This is a genomic window from Actinomadura rudentiformis (assembly GCF_008923185.1).
Taxonomy (GTDB): Bacteria; Actinomycetota; Actinomycetes; order Streptosporangiales; family Streptosporangiaceae; genus Spirillospora; species Spirillospora rudentiformis.
Map to the genome: position 1 here is coordinate 205,353 of NZ_WBMT01000010.1, position 13,381 is coordinate 218,733.

General features: G+C 69.0%; 13 protein-coding genes. 9 read left to right on the plus strand and 4 right to left on the minus strand.

All coding sequences use genetic code 11. The features are described 5' to 3' along the window. Window positions 1-138 precede the first annotated feature (138 nt). The 5 genes from F8566_RS22280 (at window position 139) to F8566_RS22300 (ending at window position 3,956) form a co-directional block, all read left to right on the plus strand. Window positions 139-1,161, plus strand: coding sequence for a PP2C family protein-serine/threonine phosphatase (locus tag F8566_RS22280; protein WP_151562842.1), 1,023 nt, complete (start codon window positions 139-141; stop codon window positions 1,159-1,161). Between the two features lie 98 nt (window positions 1,162-1,259). Then, on the plus strand, window positions 1,260-1,463 hold the full coding sequence (locus F8566_RS22285; protein WP_151562844.1) for a hypothetical protein: 204 nt from the start codon (window positions 1,260-1,262) through the stop codon (window positions 1,461-1,463). A gap of 172 nt (window positions 1,464-1,635) precedes the next feature. Continuing rightward, entirely contained in the window at window positions 1,636-2,217 is a 582-nt protein-coding gene (locus F8566_RS22290) for a hypothetical protein (RefSeq protein ID WP_151562847.1), read from the plus strand. A 481-nt stretch (window positions 2,218-2,698) separates the two neighbouring features. Then, window positions 2,699-3,220, plus strand: coding sequence for an EF-hand domain-containing protein (locus tag F8566_RS22295; RefSeq protein WP_192809802.1), 522 nt, complete (start codon window positions 2,699-2,701; stop codon window positions 3,218-3,220). Between the two features lie 265 nt (window positions 3,221-3,485). After that, window positions 3,486-3,956 (plus strand): hypothetical protein, encoded by a 471-nt coding sequence (locus F8566_RS22300; RefSeq protein WP_151562852.1) that lies wholly within the window; start codon window positions 3,486-3,488, stop codon window positions 3,954-3,956. Here the strand turns inward: F8566_RS22300 and F8566_RS50040 are convergent. Continuing rightward, window positions 3,937-4,113: a hypothetical protein gene (locus F8566_RS50040; protein ID WP_192809803.1), complete on the minus strand. Its 177-nt coding sequence runs from the start codon at window positions 4,111-4,113 to the stop codon at window positions 3,937-3,939. The two genes, F8566_RS22300 and F8566_RS50040, sit on opposite strands and share 20 nt — an antisense overlap. Window positions 4,114-4,123: 10 nt before the next feature. After that, the gene (locus F8566_RS22305; protein WP_151562854.1) at window positions 4,124-4,906 is read right to left on the minus strand and encodes a phytanoyl-CoA dioxygenase family protein; all 783 of its coding nucleotides are present in this window, start codon (window positions 4,904-4,906) and stop codon (window positions 4,124-4,126) included. A gap of 861 nt (window positions 4,907-5,767) precedes the next feature. Between F8566_RS22305 and F8566_RS22310 the strand changes: the two genes are divergently transcribed. Further along, window positions 5,768-8,473 (plus strand): helix-turn-helix transcriptional regulator, encoded by a 2,706-nt coding sequence (locus tag F8566_RS22310; RefSeq protein WP_151562856.1) that lies wholly within the window; start codon window positions 5,768-5,770, stop codon window positions 8,471-8,473. Window positions 8,474-9,059: 586 nt separating this feature from the next. Then, a complete protein-coding gene (locus tag F8566_RS22315; RefSeq protein ID WP_192809804.1) occupies window positions 9,060-9,692 on the plus strand; it encodes a DUF1579 family protein in 633 nt (210 codons plus the stop codon). Between the two features lie 818 nt (window positions 9,693-10,510). On the opposite strand, the gene F8566_RS22320 is transcribed toward F8566_RS22315, so the two are convergent. Beyond that, window positions 10,511-11,374 (minus strand): class I SAM-dependent methyltransferase, encoded by an 864-nt coding sequence (locus F8566_RS22320; RefSeq protein WP_151562860.1) that lies wholly within the window; start codon window positions 11,372-11,374, stop codon window positions 10,511-10,513. Window positions 11,375-11,501: 127 nt separating this feature from the next. Here F8566_RS22320 and F8566_RS22325 point away from each other — a divergent pair, with 127 nt between their 5' ends. Next, window positions 11,502-12,197 (plus strand): winged helix-turn-helix transcriptional regulator, encoded by a 696-nt coding sequence (locus tag F8566_RS22325; RefSeq protein WP_151562862.1) that lies wholly within the window; start codon window positions 11,502-11,504, stop codon window positions 12,195-12,197. Between the two features lie 153 nt (window positions 12,198-12,350). After that, window positions 12,351-12,914: a nuclear transport factor 2 family protein gene (locus F8566_RS51465; protein ID WP_225993410.1), complete on the plus strand. Its 564-nt coding sequence runs from the start codon at window positions 12,351-12,353 to the stop codon at window positions 12,912-12,914. Here F8566_RS51465 and F8566_RS22335 read toward each other — a convergent pair. After that, complete coding sequence (locus tag F8566_RS22335) at window positions 12,845-13,369, minus strand: CGNR zinc finger domain-containing protein (RefSeq protein ID WP_151562864.1); 525 nt, start codon at window positions 13,367-13,369, stop codon at window positions 12,845-12,847. The genes F8566_RS51465 and F8566_RS22335 overlap by 70 nt on opposite strands. Window positions 13,370-13,381: the final 12 nt, after the last annotated feature.

Consider the following 13,381-nt stretch of genomic DNA (forward strand, 5'->3'; position numbering starts at 1 on the left):
TTGTTTCTACCTCGACACAGTCACTGTTGGTGAGATGCTGACTACTGGCTGCGGGAAGGCTGACTAGCACCCACTGGTCGGGGGAAGCCGATGCGTTCCGACAGGCGATGGCTGCTGCTGGCGCTGGCGCTCACCTCCGTGATCGCGATCGCCGATGCGGCGCTGGGCGCCGCCGTGGTCTTCATCGGCCTGTTGATCGCCGGGCCCATGCTGGCCTCGGCCCGCTGCACCGGCCTGTGGACCGCGCTGGCCGGCTGCTACGCGGTGGTGCTGGCGGTAGCGGTGGGCGTCCCTGATGAGTTCTTCGGCACCGCTGACCATCTGACGCGGTGTCTGATCGTGGCGGTGGGCGCGAGTTTCGCCGCCCTCGCCGCGCGGATCCGCACCGACCGGGAGCGGGCGCTCACACGCATGACACAGGTGGCCCAGGTGGCCCAGCAGGCGCTACTACGGCCCATACCGGCCGAGGTCGGTCAAATGTCGTTCGCCCACCGGTACCGATCCGCCACGCGCGAGGCGCAGATCGGCGGCGACCTCTACGACGTCGCACTGACGCCCTACGGACTACGGCTGATCATCGGCGACGTGAAGGGCAAGGGCCTTCCGGCCATCCAGCAGGCAGCCAGCGTGCTGCGCTGCTTCCGCGAAACGGTATTCGCCACCGCCAGCCTCACCGGCTTGGCCAAGGAACTGAATGCGCGCATCAGCCCCGAGCTGGCAGCCGAGGACTTCGTCACCGTGCTGCTGGCCGAGTTCGCCCCCGGACAGGTACGTCTCGTCAACTGCGGCCACCCACCTCCACTACGCATCGGGCCCGGATCCCAAATGCTGCACCCCCCACAGCCCACCCCACCGCTCGGCCTCAACCCCGAACCGATGCTGCAGCACGTCCGCCTAGACCCAGACCAGCGGCTGCTGTTTTACACCGACGGCCTCATCGAGGCCAAGGACTCCCACAGCACCATGTTCACCCTGAACCATCAGGCCATCGCCGTACTGAACGAGCCGTTGCTGGAAGCCGCCCTGGAGGGGCTGCTGGACCTCGTCCTCAACCATGTCTGCGGCCAGTTCGAAGATGACCTGGCGCTGGTGCTGTGCCAGCCCACCCTGACCTCCCACATCGAGCAGCCTGGCCAATCCCGCCTGCCTGGCCTGCCCTGAGCCGTCGCCCCTTCAGCCCGCACGAGTCCCGCGGGTCTGGCGGCGCTGGCCGCTTCGGCGTTTCGGCTCGGGCCCAGCGGGCTCTGGCTCGGGTTCGGGTGCCGCTCGATGTTGCCTCTCTCGAGGAGGACGCGTCGGCGTCCGCGCACGACAACTACTGGCGGCTGATCGGCGCCAAGGGCATCAAACACCGGATCAGCCGCCGCGGCACCGCGCACGGCTCTGGCCTGGGCAAGCACCGCTACATCGTCGAACACACGATCGCGCTCCCGCACTGGTCCCGCCGCCTGCACATCCGTTGAAAGATCCACGACGACATCCACCAGGCCTTCATCACCCTCACAGCAACCAACATCTGCTGGCGCCACCTTGTCCACTGACCTTTCTGTTAGGACCTTTAAGACCCAGCACGCGACGCATCGCCACGGTGGGTTTGAACATGCATGATCGCGGCACGGTGAGAAGGTGTGGCAGGTGAGGTACTCAAGTCGTCGGCTCGTTCTGCGAAACAGCGTCGCGGACGCGGACATCTGGGCCTTCGCCAAACGAAAGGGCTGGCGGTATCTGGGCCATGTGCCGAGGGACCCGGAGCGGGGCGTCTTCTACGAGGCCCGCTGGGACCTGGGCGAAGAAAACCTGGCTCACTTCATCATCGATGAGTTCGCCGATGTCCTCTACATGGTCGTCCAACACCACGACCCTCAAGCCGCCGAGGACGTCGCACGGCAGATCGAAACGGGCCTGCCTGTCGACTCGCTGGCGCACCTGGCGGAGAACTTCGATGTGAACATGTATCCGGCAGGTTGGGCGAAGGCCCTGCTTCGTCTCGCAGTCGGAGCTCCTCTCTCCCTTGACGAGGAGGTTCGAATCCGCATCCATGACTCGGTCGGTCATCGCGATGCGAGGGTCCGGATGGCGACCGTTTGGGCCATCCGCTATACGGCCTGGCCAGAGCTCCACCCGATCCTGGAGCAGATGGAGCGATCGGAAACCGACCCGGACGTGGCCCAGGAGATAGCTCGAACAACAGAAGCATTCGCAGCAAAATTCACCTGAGCTTGCCTTTTGATCCTTATTTTCGCGAGGGTGTGGCCGGCAACCCTGATGTGCCGGAGGAGCGGAACAGCGCGCCTTACGACGACCCCTGGTGGATCTCAACGCCGAAACCCAGGACGCATCCAAACGAAAGTCACGCCAACGTGAGTCGCCGTGGTCTGCTTACCGCGACTTCTCGCTCCGATGCTCGTCATGCCCCGAGCCAAAAGCTGGCAAGACGTGTTCATCATGATCCAAGCCGACGAGGCGTCTGTCTGGATGGAACACGACCTGCACCGGCCTGGATTCTTCGTGCCAAAGCCCACAGCGCAAGCGCCAGCGGCTCTACCGCGGCCAGGGAGTGATCGGCGAGTTTCTGTCAGCCGATGGGCTGAACGACTACTACCGTTCCACCGAGTCTTCGAGCACTCTGCGCTATAGACTCGGCACGCTATGTGAGCGTACGGTGACGTTCTCCGCAGTCATGGAGAGGGAGAGTCACATGAGCGACGGCGTGGCGCCCTGGTACGGGCGCAGTTTCGACCTGCTTGACACCGACCGCAACGGAGTGATCGAGGCGAACGATCTGGCGGCGCTGGCCAACGGGCTGCTTCACGCGGGCGATATTCCCGTCGACTCGGCGAAGGGTCAGGCGCTCCGTGCCGCATACCAGCGCTTCTGGGAGATCATCAGCGAATACGCCGACGCCGACTCGGATCGGCGCATCACGCGCGAGGAGTTCATCAACGCGATGGACGGCGGGATGAGCAGGGGCTCGATGTTCACCGAGGGCGTCACCGACGCGGTCGCCGCGGAGTTCGCGGTGGTCGACGCCAACGACGACGGACAGGTCGACCTGGCGGAGTTGCAGAGGTTCCTCCAGAGCGCCGGCCTCCCGGAGGACGAGGCCCGCCAGACCGCGGCCGACATCGACCTCAACGGCGACGGCATCGTCTCCCTGGAGGAGTACGAGCAGGCCTGGCGCAGGTACTACCTCGGCGGAGACCCACAGACCCAGTCATAGCGGAGCGGCTCCGGCCGAGCCGTGGCCGCAGCCAGGCCCGGGCGGCGCCAACGGGGGCCTGAAGCGGCCTGGGCCAACGGGGGCCTGGAGCGGCCTGGAGGGATGGTCGCAGGGGCGCTCAGGCAAAAGGGACTCACCGCCCCTGCGGTGCAGGCAGTCTCCACCGGGCCGCAGGGCACCGCAATGCCAGCCTGATGCCGCGCAGGGGGCCGATCCGGTGATCTGCCCCCTGCGCGGCCGCTGGGCCAGGTTCTACAACAGCGTCGTGAGCGCTCCAGGCCAGCAGCCCGCCCCTGCCCCTGCGCCGGCGGCCGGGACGCACTGGTCGTGGTGGCTGGTCGGCGCGACCGTCGTCGCTCTCGGCCTGGTCGTCGTGGTGGTGTTGCTGTGGCCGGCCACGGCCTGGTGGGTCGAGCACGTCGACGGCATCGACCTAGAGGAGAAAGTCCCCAAGACCGGCCAGGAGATCTTGAGCGGAAAGGACCGGCAGGAGGTCCTGGACAAGGCCCGCGGGCCGTATCACCGCGGTGGCCACCGGAATCCAGGCAGCGGTCGCGATCTACTACACCGCCTGCCGACTACCTCCTCCAGCACACCCTGCTCGGCCGCCGCCAACTTCACCGACCTGCAGTCAGGCGGCCTGCTCGTAAGCACGAAACCGGCAACATCGACAGGCCGTCCACCGAATCCGGATGGACGGCCTGTGTTGCTTGAGGTCAGGCGGTCAACCAGGTGAAGACTGCGCGGGTGCCAGGCAGGAGGCCGTCGAGATGTCCGATGTCCAGGACCCAGAACATCAGTTTGAACTGCTTGGCCTTCCACAGCGAGAGCACCTGACCGTTGCGCACTTGGTCGGCCCACAAGGTGTTGGAGGCGACGCCACGACGGCACATTTGTGGATGGTCACCGTCCGAGGCCTCGCCTGATCGCGGTCTCGACGGGCGACAAGGCCCCATCCGCGCGGTCGAGCCGGAGCGGTCCGGCCGGGACGAGCTTCGGCTGGCCCAAAAAGCGCGGATTCTTCCCGAGGTGTGGCTGGCCAGCGTGCACCAGAAACGGGTGGCACAGGTAGACAGCGCCCGCGCTGCCCGTGACGTGGGCCAGCCGATGGTGCCCGGTGGCGGCGTCCACCCGCCGGGCCAACTCCCTGGCGTCCAAGCCCTCCTCGCCCTCGGGTTCGAGGACCCGCGCCACGTCCAGGTGGGAGCCGACGCGGAGGCGGGTGGGGGCGTCGTCCTCCCCCACGTCCGAGAGCAGAAAGAACATCAGCAGAGCGCGGTCCCTGGAATGGACGTTCGCGCGCCAGGTCATGTAGTCGTTGGGATCGGAGTCGGGGCCGGGGAAGCTCACGTCGACGTGCCACCCGTCGACGACGGCCGGTTCGTTCCCGGGAAAGCGGATCACGAAGCCGCCCAGACTGGTGCGCGGCGTCCAGCGTCCCTTTCCCACGAGGGTGTCGAACGCAGCGTGCAAGCGTGGCGTGTTGGCCGCGGCTACGAACGGCGTCTGCGTGTAGTCCGGGCGTGCCGCCACCGGCCGCGGCCATGTGGCCGGATCGGCGGGGTCGGCGCCGAGGTCTCGCCAGATGATCTCACGGCACTCGTCCGCGATCTCCCGGGGGAACGCGCCCTCGATCCGGACGAAGCCGTCCTCGATGAAGGCGTTCACCTGTGCGTGGTCGAGCATGATCACACAATGGCTGCCGGAGCGCCGTCGCCGCCAACCATTATCCGGCGGTCCGGCTCAGGAGCCGGGCCGGGATGGGAGCCTGGGTGGTGACCGGCGGTGCCTGATACGAGACGGCGATCCCCCGCGTCCGCTCCGTCGTCGACAGGGTCGCCCGCCGCCTGGCCATCGACTGGCTACCGTACGAAGTCCTCGCCGCCGAAGGCATCTTCACCGTCGACGAACGTGTCACCGCCGCCGGAGACTGGCTCGCCACCGAATCCGCCAAAATCGCCTCCGTCCAAGCCGAAGTACCCTCAGCCGGCCCCGACGAAGTCATGGCGGCGTTCCGCACCGAACTGGCCACCGGCATCGGCACCCCGAGCCGACTGCAAAGGCCGTGAACCCTGGCACAGCGACGGGCCGCACTGCTCTACCAAGTCTCGGTCGCACCCGATCTCAAGGGACCGCAGCGGGGGGCACTGTGGCGTCGACGTCTTGGAGGCGGTTGGCGTAGCCGCAGGGCGTCGAGTTCCCGGGCGGTCAGCGGTTGCGGCGGGGGTCTTTGATCTCGCCCGGGTCCGGTAGTTGTCTCGCGGCGTGGAGCAGGCGTTCGGTCAGCGCGGGCCGGACCAGGGTGCCGCCTTGGGCGAGGGTGCGGCATTAACCAGGCCGTCGTGGTGCCGGACGTTCCGTACACGGTGAACGGCAACGACCTCAGCGCCATGGCCGCCGCCGCTCACATCATCCATGAGGGCGGGCACGAGCGGACGCCTGGCCGCATTCGCCGAGTTGCGCACACGCGGGCTCCTCCAGCTGGCAACGCTCACGCCTTGAGTGACATGCGAAGCTGGTGGCGATCATCCTTCGCAGAGGAGAGCGATGCTGTACGGGCGGGAAAAGGAGCAGGAGGCGATCGCGCGGCTGCTCGACGATGCTCGTGCTGGCCGGGCTGGGGTGCTTTTCCTGCGCGGGGAGGCCGGCATCGGCAAGTCGGCCTTGCTGGAATACGCGGCGGTCACGGCGCAGATGCGCCTCCTCCGGGTGAGCGGGGTGGAATCGGAGGCTTCGCTGCCCTTCGCCGCACTGCACCTGCTGCTGCGCCCGGTCATCGATCGCGTCCGGGCCATGCCCGCGCGTCAGGCGGAAGCACTGACCGCGGCCTTCGGCATGGCCGACGACGCCGCGCCCGCCGAGCGCTACCTGATCGGCATCGCCACACTGAACCTGCTGATCGAGCTGTCCGCGGACGGGCCGGTGCTGTGCCTGGTGGACGACGCGCAGTGGCTGGACCGCGAGTCGGCCGACACGTTGGCGTTCGTGGCTCGCCGCCTGCACGCCGAGCCGGTGGTCATGGTGCTGGCCGCCAGGGATGAGCCGATCCCTTTTCCCGCCGCCGATGTGCCGGAACTGCGGCTGGGGGGCTTGAGCAGGGCCATGGCCGATCGGCTGCTCGCCGAGAGCACCGCGGAATTGCCGCTGGCGGTCCGCGAGCAGATCGCCGTGGAGGCGCAGGGCAATCCGCTGGCCCTGCTGGAGTTGCCGCGGATCCTTACTCCCGAGCAACGGGCGGGGGCCTCTTCCCCGTCGGCCTTTTCTTTGGGCGGGGGTGAGCCGGTGAGCGGCCAGGTGCTGGCCGGTTTCCGGGCGCGGATCGCCGCGTTGCCCGACGCGGCGCGGACCTGCGTGCTGGTGGCGGCGCTTGAGGACACCGGCGAGCTGGTCACGCTGACACGGGTGCTGCGGGAGCTGGGCTCCGCTTTGGACGATTTCGCTCCTGCCGAACGGGCCGGGCTGGTCACGGTAACGGAGGGCGGAGTGCGTTTCCGTCACCCGCTGGTGCGTACGGCGGCGCGGCTGTCGGCCGACGTGGCGCAGCGCATGACGGCGCACCGGGCGCTGGCACGGGCGGTGGACGACGACCGGCGCGCCTGGCACCTGGCGGCGGTGACTCTTGAGCCCGACGAGGAGGTCGCCGCCGGCCTGGAGGCGGTGGCGGTCCGGGCGCGGCAGCGGGGCGGCCAGGCGACCATGGCGGCGGCCTACGCGCGGGCCGCCGAGCTGTCGGCTGATCCGCAGGCGCGCCGGCGTCGGCTGGCGGCCGGTGCGGTGGCGGCCGCGGCGGCCGGGTTATGGCAGCGCGCCGACGATCTGGCCCACCGTGCCGGCCTGCTGGGTCCGGCACGGGACCCGGGCGTGGCCGCGGAGCTGGCCAGGACACGGTCGATCCTGGCCTTCCGGTCGGGACGGCCGCTGGAGGCGGCCCGGCTGCTGCAGGAGGGCGTCGCGGCGATCGTTGAGACCGACCCGGTGACGGCGCTGTCGATGCTGGGTCAGGCCAGCCTGTATGTGTGGGGCAGCAGCACCCACCCTGACCAGGTGCCGCTGGCCCGCCGCACCGAGGAGCTGACCCCGCGCCTGGATGGGCCGCTGGACGCGGTCCGCACCTTCAACCAGGGCATGCGCCAACTGATCGAAGGCGACATCACGATGGCCGCCAGCGCCGCCACCGGCCTGAGCCGCGAGGAGTCGTTGCCGTTCGAGACCCGGCTGCTGGCTGCCACCGTGGGCCTCATCAGCGGCGACCTGGAGGGCATGATCGAGCTCGCCGCACGGTTGGTCACCGAGTGCCGCGAGGCGGGGAGGATGGGCCACCTTGCGCAGGCGATGACGCTGCTGGCCGTGGCTCAGCTGCTCGACGGCCGCCATCGAGCCGCGCAGGCGAGCGTGGGTGAGGGGCTGCGCATCGCCGAAGACCTCGGGTCGCCGTACTGGCAGGACTATCTGACCGGTCTGGCCGCCTGGCTGGCCGGAGTCGCGGGGGAAGAGGAGCGCTGCCGCGACTTGGCCAAGCGGGCCTCCGCTCGTCAGGAGGTATGGACGCTGGGTTTTGCCTGGGCCACCTACACGCTGATAGTGCTCGACTTGGGCGCGGGCCGCCACGAGTCCGTGCTGCGGCGGCTGGACGATGCGGTGACCGGACCCGCGCGCCACGCGCACCTCTGGTCGCTCGCCAGTGCCGATTACGTCGAGGCCGCGGTCCGCTTGGGCACTCCTGAGCGAGCCGGGTGGGCCCTGGCACGCATCCGCGCTCTCTCCGAGGCCGTCCGCCAGCCTTGGGTCGATGCCCTGCTGCACCGGTGCGAGGCTCTGCTGGCCGGATCCGGGGAGGGTTTCGAGCGGGCATTGGAGCGGCACCGGCATTCTGGCAAGGACTTCGACCGGGCTCGCACCCAGCTGCTGTACGGCGAATGGCTGCGCCGCCACCAGCGGCGGGGCGAGGCCCGCAGGCATTTGGAGGCGGCTCTGGAGACCTTCGACCGCCTCGGCGCAACCCCCTGGGCCGATCGCGCGGCCGCAGAACTGCGCGCCTCCGGCGTCCCGGTCTCCCGCCACGCCGACGTGCTGGGAACGCTCACACCTCAAGAGCTCCAGGTGGTTCGGCTTGCCGCGACAGGTGCCTCCAACCGGGAGATCGGCGCGCACCTGTTCCTGAGCCCGCGGACGGTCGCCTACCACCTGTACAAGGCCTTTCCCAAGCTGGGCGTGAGCTCGCGTGCCGAACTGGCCGGCCGCGTGCTGACCTAAGCGGGCGGCTCCGCCGTACACCTGAACCCAGTCATGTGACGGAAGTGGCGCGGCGGCATGCGCCCCTAATGTCGGCGGCATGACCATTCCCACCTACTCCCTGACCGGACGGGACCGACGCTGTGCGCCGGCCAGAGATCATGGACGCCGGGGGCGTGCAGGCCCTCGCGTACGGGGAGCTCTGGCCAATTCGCGCCGGACGCGTACCGCACCAGCGACCGGTCGGCTGGACCCACCTCTCCACACCAACCTGCTCGCGCTGTCGGATGCCGAGACGCACACTCGACGAGTCGCAGATCCACCCAGCCGTAAAGGAAGTCATTGGCCGGCCGCCCGCGCCTTTGAGCAGTGGGCGAGAGCCCACACCGAAGATCTCCGCTGACCGGTCGCGGCTGACTCCCGAGATCAAACCGGCTGTCGGTCCGGGTCGGCGCCTGCCGTCTCCCACCCGACCCTCGCTTGGGCAGCCACCGGCATCCCGTTCATCGTCCACCACCAGGACCCGGCATGACCCTGGTCGCTGATGCCGCGGCCGCCATTTCACCTGTGACCGTCCCACGAACCGACTCATGGAGTTGAGCAGATAGTGATCAATAAGATCTCCCTTCCGGCCGCAGCGGCCGCCCTCATCGTCGGCCTGAGCGGCGTGGCGGGCGCGTCCGTCCAGCACCAGCCCGCCGCACAGCGCCCGGTCGCCGCCGCGGCGGACAACCTCACGCCCGGCCTACACCACCGAAGGCTCGACCCCCTGATCGGCGAGTGGAAGGTCGTCAAGACCAACTACTTCCTGGGAGGGGGTGTGCCGGTCGTCTCCCGCGACATCACCGTCAAAGTGCGCTGGATCAGCAAGACCGGTGGCCGCTTCCTAGAGGAAAGGGCCGAAGGAACGCTCGCCGGAAACCGCTACTACCGCGTCGGGATCCTGGGCTTCTCCAACATCGACCGCCGGTACGAATGGACCACCTTCGACAACGCCACCCCCACCGCGATGACCTACCGCGGCGCCCCCGTCACCGGCGCCCCCTCCATTCTGTCCATCCCCGGCGCATTCACCGACCCTGGCCTGCTCGGCCCCGAATATCTCGGCAAGAGCATCCCCATGCGCACCGTCATCACCATCGCACCCAATGGCCGCCACACCTTCGACCTCTACTTCACCCCACCCGGCCAGGCCGAACGTCTCGCCGACCGTGTCGTCTACACCCGAAAGATCAGGTAGGGACAAGCGTCCTGCCGCACCCACGTTCGTGCTGCCGCAGCAGCCTTCCACGAGTTTGGACTACACGCTCCGCCGCGCGCCTGTGCCGGCCTGCAAAAAGGCCTTGGGAGACGCCGACGAGGATCTGGCCTATGCCGCGGCGTTCGCAAGAAGCGCCTAGCCAGGCACGGTCGTGCGCGCCGTGCCGGACATAGATCCGGGGGACGGACGACAGGCTTCCCCGATCTCGCGCTGATCCGGGTCGACGGTGTGCCAGGTGACCATCCTGGGCAACGACTTGTCTCCCAGACAGAGCGTGTTGTACGCGGCGGGTTCAACGCACCATGCCGGCACCCGTCGGACGGTCGACCGTGCCACTGGGGTCCCGGACCGGCAGAGGCGTGTATTCAAGTGTCGCGAGTTCTCCGCTGAGGAGTGGGCCGTGGTGACCCTGTGTTTTTGCCGGGAGCGTAGCGGCTGTAGGTGGGTCCGGTCCGGGCTGTGATCTTGGCTGTGGTGATCGGGTGGAAGCCGAGGTCTTGGGCGACGACGGGTGCCGGGCTGTCGTGGAGGTGCTGGGCCAGCGCGGCGCTTCGTGCGGAAGTGGTCGAGATACCGAGGCGGGTGAGATGTTTGCCGAGGGTTTCGGGGTGGGGAGGCTGGCTGGCGCAGCGGCCGGGGAACAGCCAGGTGGAGTCGGGATTGTGGCCGTCTCGGTAAGGCAGTCTGGCCCGGCGGGCACCGCCCGGAAGGGCTCTGCGTCCCTCATGTTCCTAGGAAGGCCTGGGATAATCACGAGCAATGCTCGTCAGCTGGCAGCTCCTGCACGCACCGTCCGGCTAGACAGGGGTCGCGGCGGCGACAACGAGCATCTCGCACGGCCCCTCAAACCCCTTGGGTCCATCGAACTGGGTGAGCTGTTCGCTGATCTCCCGCCAGGCGTCCTCCCGCTCCTCCTGGCTGAGCCCCGACATCATCTGGTGGAGGGCGCCGAAGGACTCGCGTTCAAACCGCACGCACTCGGCGGCGCTGTCCAGGCGCAGCGGTGACGGGACTCTCGTCACGGTGATCCCGGTGAACCCCGCCTCAGCCAGGGCCTGCTCGGCGACCCCGGGGCCGCCGAGGCTGAACGGGCCGGGCTGCCCGGGCGCGGGCGGAGGAAGCTGGGCGCGCCGGCGAATGATCGAGACAGGGATCGCGAAGAACGGGTTGGCGTCGGCGGTCGAGTACACAACGGCGGATATACGGCCGCCGGGGCGCAGGACCCGGCGGATCGCGGCGAGGGCGGCCTGCTGGTCGGGGAAATAGATGAGGCCCACACGCGAGATCGCCGCGTCGTAGCCCGTCTCGGCCACCGCGGCCAGATCCTCCCCGTCGGCCTCCACGGTGTCCACGTTGGACAGACCCGCGTCAGCGGCGGCTTGAGCGGCGTACGCCAGGATGGCGGGCGCGATGTCGGTGGCCAGCACCCGGCCGGTCGGGCCGACCCGGCGGGCGGCGGCGAGGGTCTGCCCACCGGCGCCGGCCGCGATGTCGAGTACCCGGCTGCCCTGGCCGATCTCCGCGGCGTCGAGCATCGTGTCGGTGGCGGCGCCCAGCCAGGACTCGATGGCCGGACCCCACCGGTGCCAGGCCTCGGCGGCCTGCTCCCACTGCGCGCGGGTCGTGGCCTTGAAGGCGACGGGATCGAACGTGGTGCTCATGGCGACCTCCTGTGCTCTGCGTTCACCGGGAAGTCAAGTCCGCGCCGGGCTCCAGAACCAGTACAGACTCTGGACCTAGCCGGTCCGGAATCTGTACCGGCCGGGTCGTCTCGGCCACAATGAGGCGGTGCGGGACTACGGCCAGTACTGCCCGGTCGCGCTGGCCAGCGAGGTGCTCGCCGACCGGTGGACGCCGCTGATCGTGCGCGAGCTGGTGCTCGGCAGCCGGCGGTTCAACGACATCGACCGGGGCCTGCCCGGCATCTCACGCTCGCTGCTGCGCCAGCGGCTGCGCCACCTGGAACGCAAGGGTGTCCTGGAACGGGTGCCGATCACCGGCGGTCGCGGGCACGAGTACCGGCTCACCCCCGCCGGCCACGATCTGGAAGGCGTCATCATGGCGTTCGGGGAGTGGGCGGTGCGCTGGATGTTCAGCGAACCCCAGCCGCATGAGGTCGACCCGGTCACCTTGACCTGGTGGATGTCCCGCCGGCTTGCGACCGACCGGCTTCCCGAGGGACGCGTCGTCATCGAGTTCGACTACCGGGGACCCGATCCGCTGCGGATCTGGCTGGTCCTCGACCGTGGCGAGCCCTCGGTGTGCACCGACCACCCCGGCTTTCCACCCGACGTCATCGTGCTGACCGACCCGGTCGCCCTGATGCGGGTCTTCTCGGGCATCGTCACCTTCCCCCAGGCCACCGCCATCGGCGCGGTCACGCTGACCGGCACCCCGCACCTGGTACGCGCCCTGCCCACCTGGTTCGCCTGGAGCCCCTTCGCCCCGGCCGTCCGCGCCAGGCGGTCATGGCCAGCACGGTGAACACCACGCCGGGACGGGTCCCCGCAGCGTCGGGCAACTCCTCCGCGCTCAGGGTCGCCACCGCCTTGATGCCGGCGGCAGGTATGAGACAGAGGCCTCCAGTCTCGGCTTCCGCTTGCAGACCATACGTTCTAACGGGTCTGGGCCCAGGCCGTGCACTCAGGCGACATGGACGGGGTGCTCGCCGACCACGCCACCGACATCGTGATGTTCGACGTGCCGCCGCCGTACGAGGGCGTTCGCGGCATCGACGCCTACCGCCAGACCTGGCCCCCATTCTTTGAGTGGCAGGCCGGCGGCGCCTCGTTCGAGATCGAGTCGCTCGACGTCACCGCCGGCGACGACGTAGCGTTCGCGCACGCCATGCTGCGTTGCGGCACCGCAGAAGAACTGGCCGCCAACCCGGCCAACCGCCTGCGGCTGACACTCGGCTTGCGCAACGAGGACGGCCGGTGGGTCGTCGCACACGAACACCATTCGTTCCCGTTCACCGACCAGCCGAGCGCCGAAGAGGTGCGGGCGCTGCACGACACATGGTTCGACGCCTCCGAGGCCAACGATCCGTCAGATCCTGGCCTGGTCCCTGGCGGAGAACGGCGTCAACCATCCACGGACCTGACGGAGATCTCGCACTATCCCGCAACTGGTCAGGTGGCCGCGGCTCGCGCCCGGTGCCTGCGGACGGCGTCGCGGTTGGCGCAGCGCTGGGAGCAGTAGCGCTGCCGTCCGGTGCGCGAGGTATCGGCGAAGGCCGCGCCGCACTCGGTCACCTCGCAGCGCCGCAGCCGGTGCATGCCCCGGCCCGCCAGATGCAGTGAGGTACCGACCGCGAACAGCGTGAACAGTACGGAACCGAGCGGCTCTTCCGTGTCCCGGTAGTGCAGATGCCAACCGGTACCGGAGTGGGAGGTCAGTCGTGGGAAGGCAGCGGCCTTGGCCAGCATCCGGTTCAGCAGATCGGCGCGCTCCTGCTCCCCTGCGGCGTCGACGATCGCCTCCCAGGCGTCCAGTGCGGCCTGGGCGCGGCCGAGATCGTCCGCTGTCACCGGGCGCTCCATCAAGAGCCCGGCGGCGCTGCAACGGTCTGCCAGTTCCGCCGCGTGCTCGGGCCGACGGTTGGCCAGGGCCGAGGCCAGGTTCACCGCGTCCTCGCCGTAAGGGTTGAGTTGCATAAGACTATTACA

Bases quoted from the DNA above. Each gene is read 5' to 3' on its own strand.
- F8566_RS22295 (WP_192809802.1), top strand. From the start codon at position 2,699: ATGAGCGACGGCGTGGCGCCCTGGTACGGGCGCAGTTTCGACCTGCTT.
- F8566_RS50040 (WP_192809803.1), bottom strand. From the start codon at position 4,113: ATGTGCCGTCGTGGCGTCGCCTCCAACACCTTGTGGGCCGACCAAGTG.
- F8566_RS22310 (WP_151562856.1), top strand. From the start codon at position 5,768: ATGCTGTACGGGCGGGAAAAGGAGCAGGAGGCGATCGCGCGGCTGCTC.
- F8566_RS22320 (WP_151562860.1), bottom strand. From the start codon at position 11,374: ATGAGCACCACGTTCGATCCCGTCGCCTTCAAGGCCACGACCCGCGCG.
- F8566_RS22335 (WP_151562864.1), bottom strand. From the start codon at position 13,369: ATGCAACTCAACCCTTACGGCGAGGACGCGGTGAACCTGGCCTCGGCC.
- F8566_RS22305 (WP_151562854.1), bottom strand. From the start codon at position 4,906: ATGCTCGACCACGCACAGGTGAACGCCTTCATCGAGGACGGCTTCGTC.